Here is a 20178-nt window from a genome sequence, read left to right on the forward strand (position 1 = left end):
CTGGATTAATGTAGCGTCGCATTAATCTGGAAGTTTTTTATTTTACCTGTATATCTGTCAAAAATAATCAAAACAAAAGTTATAATAATTACAAATTGTTATCTTTTGTACAACTTTACCACAGGATCACTATTTAAAAAATTATATTTTTTATAAATAGTATTAGCGTCCCATTAAACAGCCTTTTAAAATCCAAATTTTGAGGACAAAATATAAAATATATATAACTAACATCCTATCATTCAACTAGACATAAAATACCACATATGGTATCATCTAATTTAGATTTAAACTAAATATAGGGGGTTTCTCATGTTTGTTATAAAAAGAGACGGAACAAAAGTTCCCTTCAACAAAGAAAAAATAATCAATGCCATTGAAAAGGCTGGAATTGCAGCAGGTAAAGATATACCTAAAGAATTTTCAGTGACTGCGGCGTCAAAAATACTGAATTTAAGTTCAGATACAGAAGTAGAGTCTATTCAGGATATGGTAGAAAAAGAACTAATGCAGGAATATCCGGAAGTTGCAAAAAAATACATCTTGTACAGAGATATGAGAAATGTAGAAAGGCACAAAAGAACACACATAAAAAAAGCCTTTGACGGAATTGTCACAGTGGAAAAAAATAATATCAACAAAGAAAATGCAAATATGGCCGGGGACACACCAAGTGGTCAGATGATGACATTTGCCAGTGAGACTACCAAAGACTATACACATAAATATCTTCTTAACCAGGAATATTCAAGGGCCCATATGAGCGGCGATATCCATATACATGATCTGGACTATTACCCGACTAAAACGTCTACCTGTGTGCAGTACGATTTGAAGAAACTTTTTGATAACGGCTTCTCATCTAAGCATGGAAAAATAAGAGAACCAAAATCTATATCAACTTATGCTGTACTTGCTACAATTATCTTTCAGACAAATCAAAATGAACAGCACGGTGGTCAGGCAATTCCTGCTTTTGATTTCTTCATGGCTCCTGGAGTTTTAAAGTCTTTCAGAAGGCATTTTAGATATAGAGCCCTCACTTTTTTAGAATTTGACTATATAGAAGAGAAAAGCAAAGAGGTCAAATTAATAGTAAACAGCCTTGTGACTACTATAGATGTAGATGATAAGACAAAGGAAAAATTGGCATCTGAGTTAAATCTGCCTTTAAAGACAGTAAACAGACTTGTTACTATTGCATATAACGATACAAAAAATGAGACTCATCAGGCTATGGAAGGATTTATACACAACCTCAATACAATGCATTCTAGAGGAGGTAATCAGGTAGTATTCAGTTCTATAAACTATGGTACCGATACTTCTCCAGAGGGAAGAATGGTTGCTTTTGAACTTTTAAACTCTACTGAAGAGGGACTAGGGGATTCTGAAACACCAATATTCCCAATACAGATACTCAAGATAAAAGAAGGAATAACTTATTCTGAAAAAGATTTTAAATTAGCCTGCCAAAACTGGGATAAGGCTATAAAGGGTAAACTAGAGTTTGAAACTCCTAACTTTGATCTATTTATAAGATCATGTGAAGTTTCTTCAAAGAGACTTTTCCCTAATTTTGTATTTTTAGATGCACCATTTAACCATAATGAAAAATGGGATATAAATGACCCAGACAGATACAAGTACGAAATAGCCACAATGGGCTGCAGAACAAGGGTATTTGAAAATGTAAACGGAGAAAAGACATCTGTAGGAAGAGGTAACATCTCATTTACATCTATAAATATGCCTAGACTTGCAATCAGGGCGAAGTTAGATGCAGAAAGAGAACTAAATGGTGCTTCTGAAAATGAAATCCAAAAATTAGCCATAGAAAAATTTTATGACAGAGTAAAAAATATGTCTCTGTTTGTAGGAAAACAGCTAGCTGACAGATTTTCCTTTCAAAAGACCGCTCTTGCCAGACAGTTCCCATTTATGATGAGTAACGGCATATGGAACGGCGGAGAAACTCTAGGTCTAAATGAGGAAGTAGGAGACGCACTGTCTAGCGGTACTTTAGGAATCGGTTTTATCGGCGGACATAACGCAATGATGGCTCTTTTTGGTAAAGGCCATGGTTCAGACGACACAGCCTACGAAACTCTGTATAACGCTGTAAAAATAATCAAGGACACTGCTGAAGAACTTAGTAAAAAACATAAATTAAACTTCTCTGCTCTTGCGACTCCTGCGGAAGGTTTATCTGGTAGATTTACAAAAATAGATAAGCAGGTATTCGGTGAGATAACTGGAGTAAACGACAGAGACTACTATATAAATTCTTTCCACGTAGATGTAAAAGAAGATATCTCAGCAATTGAAAAAATAAAAAAAGAAGCCCCTTTCCATGAATTGACAAGAGGTGGGCACATTACATACATAGAACTAGACGGTGAGGCAAAGAAAAATGTACTGGCTATCATGAAGCTTGTAAAAGAGATGCACGAAGCCGGTATTGGTTACGGTTCTATAAATCATCCTGTAGATAGATGCAAAGAGTGCGGTTACAAAGGAATAGTCCAGGACAACTGCCCTGTTTGTGGGAGTACGAATATCTCAAAAACAAGAAGAATCACAGGTTATCTTACTGGAGACCTTGACAACTGGAACTCTTATAAACAAAAAGAAGAAGAGGACAGAGTCAAACACGGAATGTAATAATATAAATTTTAAAGGGGGAGAGATACTATTCCCCCCTTTAAATTGATCAAAAATCAAAAGTAATTTTTATTAAATATTTTTCATGTAATCAGGAAGGGATATAATTTGGAGTTAAAAGGTCTGTTTGAGCTAGAATCAGCTCTAAAGAAAATTAACGATAATGGTACAATAAACAAATATAAGGAAATTTTTTCTGAAAATTTTATGATAGATAACACACAATTTGATGATATAGAGGACTTTTTCTACTTTGGCAAAATAGAGATAAAACCTATAGAGGAATACAGCACCGTTGAAATATGGATGATAGATGAAGCGGTTGATAAGTACACTGATTTTTCTACTTGGGATGAATTTTTTAAAGCTGCTAAAGGAAAAGGTTAAACTTTATCTTTATGAGGTATAGAGGACAGAAAGCACAGGTGTAAGTAATTTTGAAAATAATAAAAATATTTAAAGAGACCATCTCAGACGGACCTGGATTCAGATATAGTATTTATTTTTCCGGGTGCAGCCATTATTGCCAAGGATGCCATAATCCCGAGACATGGAAGGGAGATATAGGGGAAGTCTTAGATGAAACCTATATGAAAAAAATAATATCTCAGATAAGCAACAACCCCCTTTTAGATGGCGTAACTCTTTCTGGAGGAGATCCGTTTTTCATTCCTGAAGAGCTTTTAGGCTTTCTGAGACGTCTCAAAGAGGAAACACATAAAAATATATGGGCATATACTGGATACACCTTTGAAGAATTGCTTAAAAAGGATATCACAAAAAAATGCCTAGAATATATAGATGTCCTAGTGGATGGTAGGTTTGAGAAAAATCTTGCAAATCCTGAGCTTTTTTACAGAGGAAGCTCAAATCAAAGACTTGTGGATGTAAAGGCTTCCCTCAGTGAGGGTATAGTCTGTACAAAAGATTATGACTAATAGAGGAGGAAAGAGATGTTAAAGGTTTTTAACACCAGGGTATACGGGTTGGAAGAGAGCATCATCGCGGGGGGATATCCCATGAGGGCTGATGAGATAACAGAATGGAGTGATGATGAAGTCCAACTTACTGAAAAAGATGTATCAAGAGCTATTAAACTAGGTACAGTCCCTACAGGGAGTGGACACGATAATTTTTTGAAGGGAATAGTCGTACAGTATGACGTGAGATACCCCAACTACTGGACACCTCAATTTCAGAGATATTCATTTCACGACATAGTATCTTCAAACAGTAAGATGCATAGAATGACCAAAATGAACCTAAAAGAGTGCTGCAACAAATATGTGGACGATATTGTTATCGAAAACCTTCAGAAATGGGTAGATATCTACAATTCTTTTGAGGCTGGGATGAATGAGATTCGTATAGAGGGTAAAGCCTATTCTAAGTACGAGATCTTTATGAAGGTCATCTCAAATGCTCCTCTAGGATTTGAGCAAACCATGAGAGTCACTTCAAACTATCTCCAGCTAAAGACAATCTATTTGCAAAGAAGACATCATAAGCTTAAAGAGGATTGGGGAAGCTTTTGTGAGTGGTGTGAAACTCTGCCTCATTTCAAGGAATTTTGTCTAAAAAAATAAAGTCGGTTTCCCGACTTTTTTTATTTTCTCCAAAAAATAAAAATGGCGACCCTGGCGCGATTCGAACGCACGGCCTACGCCTTAGGAGGGCGCCGCTCTATCCATCTGAGCTACAGGGTCAACGAAATAAGTATACAATATTTTCAGATAAAAATAAAGATTTTTTTGTAAAAAAACCATTGTTTATGAAAACTCTAGACTTAGAGAATTTTTTTTCTATATTCCTCATATATCATAAATCCTTAATAAAATATATAAAAAATATTCCCTTTATACAGGGAATATTTTTTACTTGCTCAAATCTTTTTAAATTAACCAACAAGTTTTCTTTTGCTTTCTTCATACTGATTAAAAGTATCTTCGCTCTTGCAGACTATGTAAATATTTTCTATTTCATTTTCTTCGCTGTTCAGAAACTCTGAAATTGTATTTAAAGCAATCTCACTGGCCGTGTCCAAAGGAAACTTATGCCCTCCTGTACTTATAGAAGGAAAAGCAATTGATTTTACTTTTAACTCTATGGCTTTTTTCAACGAACTAACATAGGATTTACGCAGTAGACTTTCTTCGTCAAAAAAACCTCCTCTCCATATGGGCCCTGGAGTATGAATTATATACTCTGCATTCAGGTTATACGCTTTTGTCACTCTGGCTTCTCCAGTAGGGCACCCATGAAATTTTTTACATTCTTTTAAAAGCTCTGGACCTGCTGCCTTATGGATAGCTCCGTCCACTCCACCGCCTCCTAGTAAAGATACATTGGCGGCATTAACTATCACGTCAGCTTTTTGCTTTGTGATATCGCCTCTTACTATACTTAATTTACTCCAATCCCACATAAAAACACTCCCATTTTTCTGCATTAAACTACTCTGAAATTAATTTCTGCGTTACCTCTACTAATAACATATAATTATTATTTTTAAAAATTAAATAATTATATGTAACATATATCAAAGGTAAATATAATAAGTTTTATTTATACAACTCTTCATATCTTTCTTTGAGCATGACATAGTGTAAGTGATCTTCCCATTTTCCATTAATTTTCAGATATTTTTCTGAAATTCCCTCTTTTATAAAACCGACTCTTTCTACAGCCTTTATTCCTAGGTTATTCTGTGGCATTAAATTAACCTCTATCCTGTGTAATTTCATTACATCAAAGTAAAAAGCCATCCCCTCCTTCAACGCTTCAGTCATATATCCTTTCCCTGTTTCATCTTTATCTAATTTGTAACCTAAAAAACATGAATCAAAGGCTCCTCTAATTATATTCCCAAAATTTAAAAACCCAATAATTTTATTATTTTTCCTGTTAAAAATCCATAATTTCATTCTGTTACCGTTTTCAATATCCTCTTGTTCTAATTTTAAAAGCATCTTTTGATATGATTCTGAAAAAAAATCATCCCTTTTTGAGCTTTCCCATCTTTTGAAAAAATCTCTATTTCTCTTATAATATTCTGCTACTTGTGAAACTGCTTCTTCTCCAAGAACTTTTAGATATAATCTTTCTGTTTTCAATGTAACCATTAGACTGCTCCCTTCGAATATTTAACTTTTTTATATCTAATTTAATTATACTAGATACAGCTCTAAAACCCAAAAAAATACATAGCAAACATTAAAAATACACTTTTCTAAACCAAGGAAAAATACAGATGAAGATTCAAATAATTTTCTAATTATCAAATTTAAACTAGGTTACTGCCTATATCTGAATTAAAGTAATGAATTTCTCCAAAAGCTTCTGTTACTTTTCCTTGATGAAAAGTAACCAAAAATCAAGGCCTGTGAAAAATAAGCTAAATGCCTTCGGAAATCTAAGTAAAAATCAAAACTCGCTTTGCTCAAACAGTTGATTTTTCTAGAGATTTCTCTCAGTCATTCTTAACGCTTATTTTATCAATGGCCAAGTAGATCAAAAGATTTTGAATATTGTAAATCTAAACATAGCTATAGGAGTATTTTTTATTTTTTTTGAATTTCAAGTCGCAGGGCTTATACAGGAAAGAACCTGCGCTCAGCCGTTCTACAGAATAAGTTAAGGGAGTTCAAGGAGCGATAGCGACTATGAAACACCTTATCCTGTGGATGAGCAGGGAACCGAGGACTGTAGCTTACAAAGGCGATAAAAGAAATACCTACTTCCTAGACATTTGAAAATTCTTGAACTTTTGGTTACTTTTTTTTCAAGAGAAAAGTAACAGGTTCAAATAAAGTCAGTAATTTATAAAAACTTCTCTCAAATACAGCTAAAGTAAATATATATAATTTAAAAGTTTGTTGACTTTTTTTTTACCATATGATACTATTTTTCTGTCCTGAATACACCAATTTGATCTGGAGTTAAGTTTTCCTGTCAGTGTATCATGCATGGGGATATAGCTCAGTTGGGAGAGCGTCGCACTTGCACTGCGAAGGTCAGCGGTTCGACTCCGCTTATCTCCACCATTTATATGCCTAGATAGCTCAGTTGGCTAGAGCACACGGTTCATACCCGTGCGGTCGGTGGTTCGAATCCACTTCTAGGCACCATCTTGAAGTTAAAATGCATCTTTGTTCTTTGAAGGATGCTTTTTTTATTTGTATTATTATTTTATTAACTTACTATGAAAAATACTATTTAAGAATTACAGTTGTTATTTTTTTCTTGATTTAAAGGAAAATCAATTTACTTAAAAAAAAAGTTGTGATATAATTTTCAAAATCTTCATCATCAGATTTTCAGGGGGAACAAATAGTGAACAATTTAGGAGAAAAAATTAAATTTTGCAGAAAAGAAAAGGGGCTTACTCTAAAAAAGCTTTCAGATATGACTGGGTTGTCCGTTGGCTTTATCAGCAACATTGAAAGAAACCAAAACAGTCCTTCTGTTTCTAATCTTCAGCAAATTTGTGCGGCGCTTTCTATCAATTTAATGGAGATCCTACAGGTTAACTCTGATTCATCTCCAGTGGTAAAAAAAGAAGATAGAAAAGAAGTTTTTTCTTCTAACAGCGACCACACAAAAATTGAGCTACTCACAAAGGGATCACATAAACTTAATAGTATTGCCATTACCATCGATGGAAACAGTGACTACAGCGATCTTTCTTGGGGACACGATTATGATGAAATAGGAGTTGTAATCAAAGGAGCTCTAGAGATAGAGGTGAATAATGAAATTTTCAATCTAAACGAAGGAGATTCTGTCTATTTGGAAAAATTTACCCCTCATAAATATAGAAACCCCTTTAAAGACCCCAGTGTTGTTTACTGGTTTTCTGTAAAAAAATAAAAGAGTTCCGAATTTTTATTTCGGAACTCTTTTATTTTAATATAATTATCAGCTATTATTCTCTCTATACCACTGTACAAACTTTCTTATCCCATCCTTAAACTCAGTCTTGGGATTATAACCTAAAATCTCTTTTGCTTTACTTATGTCTGCATAAGTCTTCTCAACGTCTCCAGGCTGCATAGGCTGTCTGTTTATCTTCGCCTCTATACCTAGCTCTTCCTCTATAGTTCCTACCATCTCCTTGAGAGATATAGTGTGAGATTCCCCCAGGTTAAAGATTTCATATACATTATCGTTATTTTCGAGGTATCTTATTGATTTCACTATTCCGTCTATAATATCATCTATATAAGTATAGTCCCTCTGAGTTGTCCCGTCACCATAGAAAGGAATTGCTTCTCCAGCTGTTATCATCCCTGTAAACTTATGTATAGCAAGATCCGGTCTCTGCCTAGGACCATACACTGTAAAGAACCTTAGCTGGATCATATCGATGTTATAGAGGTAATGATACACATGCCCCATCACTTCTCCGGATTTTTTTGTTGCAGCATAGGGGGATATGGCAAAATCCACCACTGCCGTTTCCTTAAATGGCACTTTTTTGTTATTACCATACACCGATGAAGAGGATGCCTGAATAAATTTATTTATACCATTAGCCTTACTAAGCTCTAAAAGGTTCATTAGGCCCCTTATATTTACCTCTTCATAAAGCATCGGGTTCTCTAGAGAAGGTCTGATCCCAGCCATGGCTGCCAGATTTATAACTGCATCTATCTTTTCATCTTGAAATATCTTTTTGAGAAAATCAATATCCCTTATATCCCCTCTATACAACTTGTAGTTTGGATTATCTAGATTACTCCCTACATTTCTTTCTTTTATTTCCACATCATAATAGGCATTAAAATTATCTACAACCACTACTTTGTGTCCTCTATCGAGCAAGTAGTCGCATAGATGTGAGCCTATGAATCCTGCTCCACCAGTTACAAGGTATTTTTTCATTAGATCATCTCCTAATCTATATTTTCCAACCTTTATCCCTCAAGATCTTCTTATTCTTTTTTATCTTTGCCACTATGGGATTTCTTTTAAAAAATTTCACTAAAAGTACGAGATAATAAAAAATATTTTTCCTATACGGGTATATCATCTCCTTATAAGAGTCATTTTTCATAGTGACCATATCATAATGTGCCCTGTAATTTCCAAAACACATTTTTTTGGCCTGAGTATCTATCACCTTGACACCTTCTTTTGTAATTATAAAATTACTCGGATTACAGTCTCCATGATAGACTCCGTACTTATGCATTTCTTTTGTAGCCTCTACCGCCATATGCTTATTTTTTAAAACAGCTTCCCCGTCTGCCATCTCGAAAATTATACAGGATTCTTCAATCATACCATATTTTCTATTTACAATAGCTCCTAGAGGCATAGCAAAGATATCCAAACCTTTTTCTTTTAAGATATTAATATTTTTAAGGGTCTCCACTGCTTCTCCAGACTTGAAAAGAGTAAAAAATTTCCTCTGGGGTATTCTAAATTCGTTTCTTGGAGATTTCATAACATAATCTTTACCATCATAATTTATTTTCACTACATAATTACGCAGAGTATTTTTAAACTCCTCTTTTATTTCAATGTCATTATCTGCTATTTTTTTTAAAATATTTTCGATTTCGGAATCATAAAAAAACAATTTATATCCCTTATACTCTTTTTCTATAAAATCATTCATAAGGTTCCTTTCAAAGTTAAAAACAGAAAATTATCTTTTCTCAACATACCTGTCTATCATATCGTCCAGTTTTTCTATTACATGACTGGGCTTTATATCAAAATATTCTTTAGCCCCTATATCCTTTGTTTCTATACCCTGATGCCTGTCATTTGCATTGGATAGCCACTCCTTTTTAGAAGCACTAGGACTGAATATAGCGAGACTTGGAATATCTAAGGCCTGTGCTATATGCCTTGGCCCCCCCTCGTTTCCCGTAAAAAAGTCACAGTTTGCAAGAAGCATGGCCAGTTCTCTTATAGATTTAGTCTCTACGTTGGAAAATATATTTTCATTCCAATTCATTATCTCGTGGGTTTCCTTGGCATAGGCCTTTTCCGCTGGAGAATAATAGAATATTATCTGAGCATTATATTTTTCTATACAATGCTTTATAACCTCCATCATATGCTCTTTTTTCCATATTTTATGAGGCCTTCTGGAATTTATAGCGAAGGCAAACACAGGCCTGTCAAAATCTACGCCTGATTTCTCCATTCTTTTTTTGAAAATATTTTTCTCTTCAACGCTTACATAGATTTTATAATCTGAATCATATTTCACGTCTATTCCGTCATTTTCAAGAGGTTTCAGCATTTTCAGAAATTTATCCACTTTGTCCTTTGCATCTTTTGGTTCGTCCGTTTTGTGAGTATATGTATAACCCCTCTTTGGCTTTCTTCTCCCTATCCTGTATTTTGCACCTGGAGATAAAAGAGTGAAAACTTCACTCTTTGGAGTGGACATTATATCAATAACTATATCGTACTTTTTCCTGGTAACCTTCCATACCTTGGAAAGATATTTAAAAGGATTTTTCTGTTCCTCTCTTGTTATGGATATTACATTGTCTATACAGGGATGATTTTCAAAAAGAGGAGCTATATGCTCATATACCACGTAATCTATTTCACTGTCTGGATATGTTTTTTTTAAACTTCCGCAGATAGGGGTTGCCAATACAGAGTCCCCTATCTGCTTAAATCTGACTACTAGTATTTTCATTAGTACGCTCCATTTATTTTTTTTACCAACCTAATTCCTTACGGACTCTAAAAACTTGACTTTTCAAATAGTGATCAAATTCTTTTCCAAGATTTGTCTCCATATATGTTCTTCTAGCTAATTTGTAAATAACATATTTTTTAAATTTTTTTGTAACAACTAATTTCGTTCTATAGGAATCAAAATCTATTAGATAAAGCTCATCATTATTTACTAAAGTTCCTTTATAGTTATAATCAGTAGGATATATACCATTTTTACAAAGTCTTATAAAATAATCAAAAAATTTATCTAGAAGTTTCATATTTTGATGAAAATTTGAAATTTCTACAAGCGGCACTCCTCCATCTTTTGTTACCAATATCGACTCTCTTTCAAAAAATGATTTTTTGTTAATAATTACAAACTCCGGCTTTATATGTGGGATGTCTAGTTTTTCTAGTTTTCCCGATATAAATTTATAGTGTTCCGCCCTGTCTCTTTGAAGCCCAAAAGCTATGGATCTTTTTCTTTGTTTCCGTGGTATGTATTTTTTTATATAATATTTTTCCCCATTAATTTCTTCCATAAATACAATTCTTCTATTTTTTGTATTTTGTATACACTTTTTTTCTTTTGTTTTATTTTCATCAAAATATTCTAAAAATTTTTCCCTATTTACCATATTTCCCGCCACCTCGTAAACAACTATTTTTCACAATACATATTCTCATAGTATTTTACATAGTCTCCACTAACCACTTCCTTTACCCATTCCTGATTATCAAGATACCACTTTATAGTTTTTTCTATCCCTACTACAAATGAAGTTTCTGGATAGAAACCTAATTCTCTTACTGTCTTAGTAGGATCTATGGCATATCTTGCATCGTGTCCAAGTCTATCATGTACATGAGCAATTAAATTATGATTTATATTCTCTAAACTAGTCTTTAAAATCTTCTGATAATTTGGCTGTTCTTTCATGAGTCGAGCTATAGTATCTATAGTTAACTTCACTATAGTTATATTTTGCTCTTCATTAAATCCACCTATATTGTATGGTTCTCCAAGTCTGCCACTATTGATTACCATGTCTATCCCTTTACAGTGGTCTTCCACATAAAGCCAGTCTCTTACTTGCTTTCCGTCACCATACAAAGGAAGTTTTTTCCCTTCTAATATATTTTTTATAATCAATGGAATTAATTTTTCCGGAAAATGGTACGGTCCATAGTTATTTGAACATCTGGTTACATTAACCGGCATATGATAGGTTTCCCAATATGCCCTCACAAGCATATCAGCACCAGCCTTAGATGTGGCATAAGGAGAACTCGGATCAAGGGATGTTTTTTCTGTAAAGAAATTTTCTCCAAAAATCCTTGGCATTACTTCTCTGTCCTTAAGTATAACTTTCAACTCTTCAGTTTCAACTTTCAACTCTGTACCTTCAGGTATGTCTCTCTCAAGACTTCCATAAACTTCATCTGTTGATACTTGGAGGAATTTTTTACCATCTTTATATAGAGGGTATCCTTTTTCATCTTTTCCAATTGTCCAATGTGCCTTGGCTGCATCCAGTAAAGTCTGCGTCCCTATGATATTGGTTTTCAAAAATATACCTGGATTTTCTATACTTCTGTCCACATGAGATTCTGCTGCAAAGTTTACAACGCAATCTATATCATATTTCATAAATATATTTTCAACTAATTCCCTATTACAGATATCACCTTTTACAAAGGTAACTCTATTATCTGAAAGTTCCTCTTTGATTGTTCCCAGATTTCCAGCATAGGTAAGCTTATCTAAAATTATTATGCTTATTTTTTTATATTTTTTCAAAATATATTTTATGAAATTGGCACCTATAAAACCAGCTCCGCCTGTCACTAAATAATTCATTTTATACCCCTTTATTTTATCAAGTTTATCAAATACTGTCCATAATGTGTTTTTAAAAGTGGTTCTGTTAACGCTTTAATTTTTTCTTTGGATATCCACCCTTTTAGATATGCTATCTCCTCGGGACAAGCTATCATTATCCCCTGCCTGTCTTGCACAGCCTTGACAAAATTTGTGGCATCTAAAAGTCCCTCAAATGTCCCTGTATCCAGCCAAGCCATACCTCTCCCAAGGTTTATACAGCTCAGATTCTCTTCTTCAAGATAAAGTCTATTTATATCTGTTATCTCTAATTCGCCCCTGACAGATGGTTTTATTTTTTTAGCTTTTCCAACAACTGTTTTATCATAAAAATAGAGACCAGGTATTGCATAGTTAGATTTTGGTTGCTCAGGCTTTTCTTCGAGTGAAATAACCATTCCACTTGAATCAAATTCCACCACTCCAAAAGCACTTGGATTTTTGACGTAATACCCGAAAATTTTTGCCCCTTCTGATAATTTACCGGCATTCCCCAATATACTTCCAAATCCATACCCGTAAAAAATATTATCCCCTAAAACAAGGGCTACACTGTCATTCCCAATGAATTCTTCCCCAATTATAAAAGCCTCGGCTAGACCATTTGGTTTCTCCTGGACAGCATACTCAATTTTTAATCCAAAATCACTCCCATCCCCCAAGAGCTCCTTAAATACACTTATATCTCTCGGGGTTGATATCACCAGTATCTCCCTTATACCAGCTAGCATCAAAACCGATAGAGGATAATAAATCATTGGTTTATCATATATTGGTGTTATCTGTTTACTTATAGCTTTCGTTACTGGATAAAGCCTTGTTCCTGAGCCACCGGCAAGTATTATTCCCTTCAAATCATTTCTCCCCCCTAACTTGAATACAAATTTATTAAACTAACTGGCATTTTTTAATACTATCTAAAATATAATTAATATCTTGGATATTTAAAGATCCATACATTGGTAAAGTTAAAATTCTTTCTCCAACATATTTTGAATTTTTTAAATTTTCTGTTTTATATTTACTCCTGTAGCACTCGTATTCTGTAATAATTGGATAAAAATATTTTCTTGTGAAAATATTATATTCTTTTAATTTATCATGCAACTCATCTCTAGTTATGCCAAATTTCTCTTCATTTACCAAAATTGGAAAATAAGCATAATTATGTCTCACTCCTGGAATATCTTTTAAAAATCTAATACCAGAAATATCTTTAAGACCATCCCTATATTTTTCTGCAACTTTTTCTCTACTCTTTATCTCTTTATCTACATACCTTAAATTTACAATCCCCATTGCTGCTTGAAATTCATTCATTTTTGAATTTCCACCCACAGTTACAACTTCTTCTGGACCTGTTATTCCAAAATTTTTTAAATTCTTAAGGTTTTTTCCTAAAGTTTCGTCTCTATAAGTTAAAATCCCTCCCTCTATTGAATGGAAAACTTTTGTGGCATGAAGTGAAAACATGGATATATCGCCAAAACTTCCTATTCCTTTGCCATCGATTTCAACTCCAAATGTGTGGGCAGCGTCATAGAGAACCTTTATGTTATATTTTTTGGCTATCTCTTCGACTTTTTTAACATTACATGGGTTACCAAATACATGAACCGGAACAATCGCTACTGTTTTTTCAGTTATAAGTTTTTCTATTTTTTCAACATCTATATTATAAGTATCTAATTCAATATCGCAGAATACAGGTTTAAATCCGCAGTTTACAATCGCATGAGTTGTAGATGCAAAGGTAAACGGAGTGGTTATTACCTCTCCCCCCTCTTTTAATTCCAAAGACTTTAAAGCAATTTCAAGTGATTGATGACCATTAACAAAAAGAGAAATGTTCTCGCACTTTAAATACTTTTTCAGTTTTAATTTAAACTCCTGGTGAATGGGTCCCATATTGGTAAGCCAGTTTGTCTCCCAAATTCTTTCTATCTCTTTTTTATATTCTTCTATTGGCGGAAGAAAAGATTTTGTTATCATAATAGGGGAATCAGATTTTTTTCTCATAATTTTTCCTCTCTTTAATAATCATTTTCAAATTCTTTAACTTTTTCAAGAAGTTCTTTTTTTCTATCTCTAATTTTGATTGCTGGAGAACCACTGTATATGGACCATCCTTTCAACTTTTTATAAACTAAGCTATTCGCTCCAACAGCTACCCCTTCTTCAAGATACGCCCCTGGTAAAAGTATTGTTCCAGTTCCTAAAACGGTATATTTTTCTAAGATTACCTTCCGTGACTTAATTCGCCTGTATTTTTCTGGTATAATTGGACCTATTAAAGCTGCTCCAGTGTAGTCATCGGATACAGCATATATTGAACATCTAGAAGATAATCCTACAAAATCTTTTAATACTATTCCTGCATTACCAGCAAAAATATAATTTCCTGCAGCTATATGAATATGAGATCCTATACTTATAACCCCACTAAGTATACAAAAATCATCTATTCTTACATTATCACCAATAGAAATATTTTCAGCCCCGTATATACTCGTTTTTCTGCTAATTAAAACATTTTCACCAAAACTTTTTAATCCGATACCCTTGAGTTCTTCTTTATTATAAAAAGACATCTCGCCTCCTGTTATATAGTTTGTTTAATATTCGACTTATACAAAAAATTTATTTTACATTATTTAGCTTTATATTTTTGAGGTGCCACACATATGACACATAATTTTGAAATAATAATAGAGCAAAAGCTTTTTAAGGTTAAAATTTAAAAGTTACTTTTTAAAAAGCAGTACTTAAAAGAACTAAAAGTTTAAATATTTAAGCAAAAATTGAACAGGGAGATAGTTTTTAAACCCTATTATTATAATATTAAATTTTCACAGGTTGAATAAATTATTATTTATAGATTTTTTTATTTTTTTCTTATATAGGCTATATCTTAAATTATCAAGTGGAGAAAATATATTATATAAAAATAAGCTTACCTTTTCTTCTAGATTTAAAGAGTTTCTATATTTTTTAAAATCTTTTTTTTCTTTTTTTAAAATTTTTATATGTGCCTTTCTTCTTCTGTTTAGATAGCAATTTATAAAAAATGAATATTCTGATCCATAATATTTTTTTATTCCTATTATAACTTTTTCCAATTCAATATTCTGTTTAATTGCTGCCATTGATGAAAAAGAAGTAGAGTCACTTTTTATGTATCTATAAGCACCTGTTTTCTCTTTTAAATTGTAAAATTTACCTAATTTAATTAAAAAAGCAAAAAGAGGTAAATCTCCGATTATATTGCTAGTTGTAAGAAATTCCTCTATTCCTCTGCCATCACAATTGTTTTCTTTATTTTCTAAAAAAATATTTTTAAAAAGAATTGTTCCTGTGGGAATTCCATTTCTGTTTAAGATTAACTCCTTTATATTATTTATTGTGTATATAGGTTGGAATTTTTCCCCTACTATATTACCATTTTCATCAACTGTATGAGAATATGAAAAACACAATATCCCATCTTCATTATCTTCTAAAACTTTTATTTGCTTTTGAATTTTTTTGGTGTCTGTCCAAAAATCATCCCCCTCTAAAACAGCTATATACTCACCTTTAGCTTTTTTAAATAGATCATATAAATTTTTAGTAGCTCCAATATTCTTTTTTCTGTTCAGAATAATAAATCTTTTATCATTTTCATATTCTTTTAATACTCTTTCTGTGCTATCAGGAGACTTATCATTTCCTACTAGAATTTCCAGTTGAAAATCTCCTTTCTGTTCTAATATACTATCCAAACATTTTCTAATATACTTTTCTTGGTTATACGTTATAACCAAAACACTTATAAGCATTTATCTCACCCCTGCTTTTTTTCATAATTTAGCCTTAAAATCGCCACTCAAAATTTCTAGAAATTTTTTTCTACCTTCAAGGTTTAAATGATCGAAATCATTAAACAAGTCCCTATTATTGGCAATATATTTATTGTCTGAATAGTTTAAATAAGTAGCATTGTGCTTTGTGGCAAAATTATTTAAATAAGTAAAAAAAACTAGTAATTCATCCTTTGAGAAAAAATTATTATATTCTCTATAGAATGGAGTAGTGATTAAGAAAATCTTACAATCCTTTTTTTGTAAAAGATATATTATTTCTGATAAGAGACTTTCATTATGTTTTAAATATTTTTTATCTCTAAAAAGTTTTACATGTCCTTCAATTCTTTGTTCTCTAGTTTTTTTAACCCTGATTTTCTTTTTATTTAATTTCTTTTTTAAACTGTAAAATAAAGGAAAAAAATTATAAAAAATATATTCTAATTTTATTTTCCCTTTAAAATCTCCTAACGAAAATGTTTTTAAATATTTAATCAAGTCACGAGATGACCACAATTCATTGCTTGAAAAAGAGAAATAACTTACAGGTAGTAATACTGTTGCCCCCTCTTGAATATTCGAATATATTTTTTTCAAAACTTTTAAATCATAATAAAATGTCTGGGAGTCCTGAGCTCCATTAAATTCATTTTTCCCTGTATGGTCAAAAGAAAATACCCCATGTGAACTTCCAAGGTTTAATTTTTTTATGTCTCGAGGCAAACTTCTAAGAAAAGACCCTTTCCGGTTTTTTTTGAAGATAATGTAACTCCAAAGTATGTAAAAAAATAGATAAATCATAATAAGACTCCCTTTGAAATAAATGTTTCTGTTGACTTACATTGCATTTGAGTCACTCCCGACTTACAAATATAATTTAAATTAATTTAAAATTTTAAGATGAATTTTATTATCATTCTTAGATGAATTTTTATATCCATTTACACACCTGTAGTTTTTTCTTGAAATTTCTTCTTTTCTTTTCCTATAATATCTTTCATTCGGACTTTCCTTTTTACTTTTCTCATGATGATGCCACATATGAATAGGAGGCATATCAAAAAATATAGGTTTTGACGCAAAGCCAGCTTTATAGAGTCTATTAAAAAGGTCATCATCTTCATGCCCCCACCCTTCAAAATTTTCATCAAACCCATTGACTTTTATAAAGTCATTTTTATTTATAGAAAATATCATTGAAGGAATCTTAGCACCTCTACTTCTTAATTTTATAGAGTAAAGAAAATTATAAAAAATATCTTTATTGTTTTTCTGCTTTCTTTGTTTTATTTTTTCTCTATAGTCAACATCTTTATAAATTTTTGAATATTTTCCATCTAAATTAATTAATTCTTCTATTCTTAATTTTTCATTTTCTGTACTATTAATAGCTCTAGAAAAAATAAATTTCCCTTCTTGACTATCATTTAAAAATTTTTCTATAAAATTATCAGGGAATATAACATCTTGATCCATGAACAATAGTATGTCCCCTTCCGCTTCTCTTGCACCATTATTTCTATTTTTTGATGCTCTAAATCCTAAATCTTCTTGATATATATGCTTTATTTTAAAATTGCATTTAGGTATCAAATCCTTTACTGCATCAAATAAATTTTCCTTAGATCCATCATCTGCAAAAATTAATTCGTGTATCGTGCATGTCTGATTTATAAGACATTTTAAGATGTTTCTTGCATATTCAAACCTGTTATAAACAGTTACAATTACACTTATTTTCACTTTTATTCACCCGTCTTAAAGTTTCTTTTCTTTGAAAAGTTTTAAGTAAATATCTTTAACTTCTTTCTTATGGTCTTCTGTCAATATAGTAGTCAACCTAACACCAATTTTTTCTGTATTTTTTCAAACTCAACAGGGGAGACATTTCCTAAGAAACTGTGTCTCCTCTCTTTATTATAAAATTCTATGTAATCAAATACCATTGCCTTCATATACCTTTTAGTTACTAAACCTTCTACATAAATCATCTCTTTCTTCAAAGAAGCATGAAAGGATTCTATTACTGCATTATCATAACAGTTCCCACGTCTACTCATAGATTGGATTAATCCTAGCTTCTTTACAAGGTTAGAGTACTCCCTACTCGAATATTGCGATCCTTGATCACTATGAATTATCAGTTCTTCCTCTGGTTCCTCCAGTAAAAATGACCTTGTTAAAGTATCTATTACTAACTCACTAGTCATGCGCTTACCTATATCGTAGGCGATAATCCTTCTAGAAAAAAGATCCATAATTGTGCTTAAATATAGCCAACCTTCGCTTGTCCAAATATATGTGATATCTGTAACCCAGACCTCATTTTTTCTACCTACTTTGAATTTTCTTTTTACAATATTTCCTGTGATATTTTCTCTTTTACTCTTTTCATTTCCTGTTTTAAACTTCTTGGTAGAATTAACTGATATATCATTTTCTTTCATTATTCTATTTATTCGTCTTTCGCTTGTTATTATGCCATATTCATCTTTGAGCTCAACCTTTAGTCTAGGGGCTCCATAGCTCCTCTTATGTCTGTTCTTTCTGACCTCTAGAATACTATCTAGAATCCCTTGATCCTTTTTCTTTCTCTCAGTAGTTTTGTTATTCTGAAACTTATTAAAACCACTTCGAGAGACTTCTAGGGCTCTACATATCTGAGATATAGAATGAACATTTCTGTGTATTTCAACGAAGATAAAGAGTTCCCTCTTAGTTATCTTTTTTTCCTTGAGAATATGGCTGTAGCCTTTTTTAAGATCTCTATATCCTCTTCTTTTTCCTTAAGTAGATTTTTCAACCTGATAATTTCTTTGTCTTGAGCGCTTAACTCCATGTCCTTCTTAGGACCTCCAAAGTATTTCTTTTCCCAGGCAGCAACAGTATTAGTGGTAATACCGTATTCATTTGATAGCTCTACCTTTGTTTTTATTTTAAGGAAAGAAAGCTCAGCGATTTGCTTCTGTTTCTCCTCTGAAAATCTTGCATATCTTCTTTTTTCTTCCATCATAGCCACTCCTAAATATGTTTATTTTTTATTATATATTTTTGAGTGCTAAACTGTCTACTAAACCATCATAACACCACTTATGAGTTATCAAATCTTTAGACTTATTTTCTATCTCTAAAATTAATTTATCAATTGTATCAAAGAATACATTTTCATCTTCTCCAATTTTCACAAGTTCACCTTTGAAACCTTTAACTGTATCTGCTCTGAAATCATGTGCCAACATTATCCCCGGTATTCCCTGTGATGCAGAAATTCCAACTCCATGAACCCTTGTTCCTATAATTAAGTCAAACTTACCATAAATATCTATATAATCTTTAGAATCATATGAATAATTTATAATTTCATTCGGAAAGTCTTTCTTGAATTCAGGTAATTCATCAATATAATGAGCAACAAATTCTATTTCATATTTATCTTTATATCTCACTAAAAATTCCCTATATAAAGACATTATGTATTCGTATGTTTCTGCCGAAACATTGTTATTTTTTACAGCTTTATTGGTAGCATACATTATACCTACCTTCTTTACTTCTTTTACTTCCCTTTCTTTTTTAGCAGATAAAAGTGCTGGACAAGGGATATATCTAGCATCTAAACCTTCTAACCCATTTTGTGTTGTATGATCTCTCACAGTTATGACTTTAGATTTTCTAAAAATTTCTCTTTCTAGGTCGCTAAAAGATTTATCTTCAAATTTAAATTCTCCACCTGTTCCTATCCCTAAAAATATTGCAGGGATATTATAATCTTTTGCATATTTATATAAGCTTTCCACTCTTCTACCTCTCCACTCTGGAGATCCAGCAAAAACAATTAAATCCGCAAACGAAAGATCCATCCCGTCTTTTACAGAGTTATCCAAAAACTTTTCAATAACTTCCCCGCCCAATAATTTGTCTGTTGCTTTTACAACATCATATTTTCTGGCTCTTCTCGTCTGTGGATTCCTGTTGTAAATTACAGGATTAAAATCTCCAAAATATTCTTTCAGTAAATTTATAGCTCCCATTAATATAAATTCATCACCTGGATTCCACTGTCTTGTTGTTGAAAATACTATGTTCATAATTTTAAAC

The 20178-nt window shown here is 32.2% G+C and carries 21 protein-coding genes and 3 tRNA genes; 7 read left to right on the forward strand and 17 right to left on the reverse strand.

Annotated elements, in window-relative coordinates:
• Nucleotides 1-312 precede the first annotated feature (312 nt).
• The 4 genes from ILYOP_RS13965 (at nucleotide 313) to ILYOP_RS13980 (ending at nucleotide 4250) form a co-directional block, all read left to right on the forward strand.
• Entirely contained in the window at nucleotides 313-2664 is a 2352-nt protein-coding gene (locus ILYOP_RS13965) for an anaerobic ribonucleoside triphosphate reductase (RefSeq protein WP_013389146.1), read from the forward strand.
• A gap of 108 nt (nucleotides 2665-2772) precedes the next feature.
• Nucleotides 2773-3051 (forward strand): hypothetical protein, encoded by a 279-nt coding sequence (locus tag ILYOP_RS13970; RefSeq protein WP_013389147.1) that lies wholly within the window; start codon nucleotides 2773-2775, stop codon nucleotides 3049-3051.
• A 50-nt stretch (nucleotides 3052-3101) separates the two neighbouring features.
• Nucleotides 3102-3602, forward strand: coding sequence for an anaerobic ribonucleoside-triphosphate reductase activating protein (gene nrdG, locus ILYOP_RS13975; RefSeq protein WP_013389148.1), 501 nt, complete (start codon nucleotides 3102-3104; stop codon nucleotides 3600-3602).
• A 15-nt stretch (nucleotides 3603-3617) separates the two neighbouring features.
• Nucleotides 3618-4250, forward strand: coding sequence for a hypothetical protein (locus ILYOP_RS13980; RefSeq protein ID WP_013389149.1), 633 nt, complete (start codon nucleotides 3618-3620; stop codon nucleotides 4248-4250).
• A 43-nt stretch (nucleotides 4251-4293) separates the two neighbouring features.
• Here ILYOP_RS13980 and ILYOP_RS13985 read toward each other — a convergent pair.
• The 3 genes from ILYOP_RS13985 to ILYOP_RS13995 form a co-directional block, all read right to left on the reverse strand.
• Nucleotides 4294-4370 (reverse strand) — tRNA-Arg (locus ILYOP_RS13985).
• 191 nt (nucleotides 4371-4561) lie between these two features.
• Nucleotides 4562-5089, reverse strand: a complete 528-nt coding sequence (locus ILYOP_RS13990) for a macro domain-containing protein (protein WP_013389150.1) — start codon at nucleotides 5087-5089, stop codon at nucleotides 4562-4564.
• Nucleotides 5090-5225: 136 nt separating this feature from the next.
• Nucleotides 5226-5786: a GNAT family N-acetyltransferase gene (locus ILYOP_RS13995; RefSeq protein ID WP_013389151.1), complete on the reverse strand. Its 561-nt coding sequence runs from the start codon at nucleotides 5784-5786 to the stop codon at nucleotides 5226-5228.
• Nucleotides 5787-6631: 845 nt separating this feature from the next.
• Between ILYOP_RS13995 and ILYOP_RS14000 the strand changes: the two genes are divergently transcribed.
• The 3 genes from ILYOP_RS14000 to ILYOP_RS14010 all read left to right on the forward strand — a co-directional run bounded on the left by ILYOP_RS14000 (nucleotide 6632) and on the right by ILYOP_RS14010 (nucleotide 7533).
• Nucleotides 6632-6707, forward strand: a tRNA-Ala gene (locus tag ILYOP_RS14000).
• Between the two features lie 7 nt (nucleotides 6708-6714).
• Nucleotides 6715-6791: transfer RNA gene (locus tag ILYOP_RS14005), tRNA-Met, on the forward strand.
• Nucleotides 6792-6996: 205 nt separating this feature from the next.
• On the forward strand, nucleotides 6997-7533 hold the full coding sequence (locus tag ILYOP_RS14010) for a helix-turn-helix domain-containing protein (RefSeq protein ID WP_013389152.1): 537 nt from the start codon (nucleotides 6997-6999) through the stop codon (nucleotides 7531-7533).
• A gap of 48 nt (nucleotides 7534-7581) precedes the next feature.
• Here the strand turns inward: ILYOP_RS14010 and ILYOP_RS14015 are convergent, their stop codons facing one another.
• The 14 genes from ILYOP_RS14015 to ILYOP_RS14080 form a co-directional block, all read right to left on the reverse strand.
• Nucleotides 7582-8547 (reverse strand): GDP-mannose 4,6-dehydratase, encoded by a 966-nt coding sequence (locus ILYOP_RS14015; protein WP_013389153.1) that lies wholly within the window; start codon nucleotides 8545-8547, stop codon nucleotides 7582-7584.
• A 16-nt stretch (nucleotides 8548-8563) separates the two neighbouring features.
• Nucleotides 8564-9286, reverse strand: a complete 723-nt coding sequence (locus ILYOP_RS14020; RefSeq protein WP_013389154.1) for a lipopolysaccharide core heptose(II) kinase RfaY — start codon at nucleotides 9284-9286, stop codon at nucleotides 8564-8566.
• A gap of 30 nt (nucleotides 9287-9316) precedes the next feature.
• Entirely contained in the window at nucleotides 9317-10330 is a 1014-nt protein-coding gene (locus tag ILYOP_RS14025; protein WP_013389155.1) for a glycosyltransferase family 9 protein, read from the reverse strand.
• Between the two features lie 22 nt (nucleotides 10331-10352).
• Nucleotides 10353-10994, reverse strand: a complete 642-nt coding sequence (locus ILYOP_RS14030; RefSeq protein WP_013389156.1) for a hypothetical protein — start codon at nucleotides 10992-10994, stop codon at nucleotides 10353-10355.
• Nucleotides 10995-11017: 23 nt separating this feature from the next.
• On the reverse strand, nucleotides 11018-12217 hold the full coding sequence (locus ILYOP_RS14035; RefSeq protein WP_013389157.1) for a dTDP-glucose 4,6-dehydratase: 1200 nt from the start codon (nucleotides 12215-12217) through the stop codon (nucleotides 11018-11020).
• Nucleotides 12218-12228: 11 nt separating this feature from the next.
• Entirely contained in the window at nucleotides 12229-13092 is an 864-nt protein-coding gene (rfbA, locus tag ILYOP_RS14040; RefSeq protein ID WP_013389158.1) for a glucose-1-phosphate thymidylyltransferase RfbA, read from the reverse strand.
• A 34-nt stretch (nucleotides 13093-13126) separates the two neighbouring features.
• Complete coding sequence (locus tag ILYOP_RS14045; RefSeq protein WP_013389159.1) at nucleotides 13127-14257, reverse strand: DegT/DnrJ/EryC1/StrS family aminotransferase; 1131 nt, start codon at nucleotides 14255-14257, stop codon at nucleotides 13127-13129.
• Between the two features lie 14 nt (nucleotides 14258-14271).
• On the reverse strand, nucleotides 14272-14829 hold the full coding sequence (locus ILYOP_RS14050) for an acyltransferase (RefSeq protein ID WP_013389160.1): 558 nt from the start codon (nucleotides 14827-14829) through the stop codon (nucleotides 14272-14274).
• A 258-nt stretch (nucleotides 14830-15087) separates the two neighbouring features.
• Nucleotides 15088-16056: a glycosyltransferase gene (locus tag ILYOP_RS15375; RefSeq protein WP_013389161.1), complete on the reverse strand. Its 969-nt coding sequence runs from the start codon at nucleotides 16054-16056 to the stop codon at nucleotides 15088-15090.
• A 21-nt stretch (nucleotides 16057-16077) separates the two neighbouring features.
• On the reverse strand, nucleotides 16078-16881 hold the full coding sequence (locus ILYOP_RS14060; protein ID WP_013389162.1) for a hypothetical protein: 804 nt from the start codon (nucleotides 16879-16881) through the stop codon (nucleotides 16078-16080).
• Nucleotides 16882-16962: 81 nt separating this feature from the next.
• Complete coding sequence (locus ILYOP_RS14065) at nucleotides 16963-17829, reverse strand: glycosyltransferase (RefSeq protein ID WP_041921307.1); 867 nt, start codon at nucleotides 17827-17829, stop codon at nucleotides 16963-16965.
• Between the two features lie 86 nt (nucleotides 17830-17915).
• The gene (locus ILYOP_RS14070) at nucleotides 17916-18821 is read right to left on the reverse strand and encodes an IS3 family transposase (RefSeq protein WP_148223647.1); all 906 of its coding nucleotides are present in this window, start codon (nucleotides 18819-18821) and stop codon (nucleotides 17916-17918) included.
• On the reverse strand, nucleotides 18800-19093 hold the full coding sequence (locus ILYOP_RS14075; RefSeq protein ID WP_083789061.1) for a transposase: 294 nt from the start codon (nucleotides 19091-19093) through the stop codon (nucleotides 18800-18802). Before ILYOP_RS14075 ends, ILYOP_RS14070 begins: the two co-directional genes overlap by 22 nt.
• Before the next feature lie 28 nt (nucleotides 19094-19121).
• On the reverse strand, nucleotides 19122-20168 hold the full coding sequence (locus tag ILYOP_RS14080; RefSeq protein ID WP_013389164.1) for a polysaccharide pyruvyl transferase family protein: 1047 nt from the start codon (nucleotides 20166-20168) through the stop codon (nucleotides 19122-19124).
• Nucleotides 20169-20178 lie beyond the last annotated feature (10 nt).

It is taken from the genome of Ilyobacter polytropus DSM 2926, from assembly GCF_000165505.1.
GTDB lineage: Bacteria > Fusobacteriota > Fusobacteriia > Fusobacteriales > Fusobacteriaceae > Ilyobacter > Ilyobacter polytropus.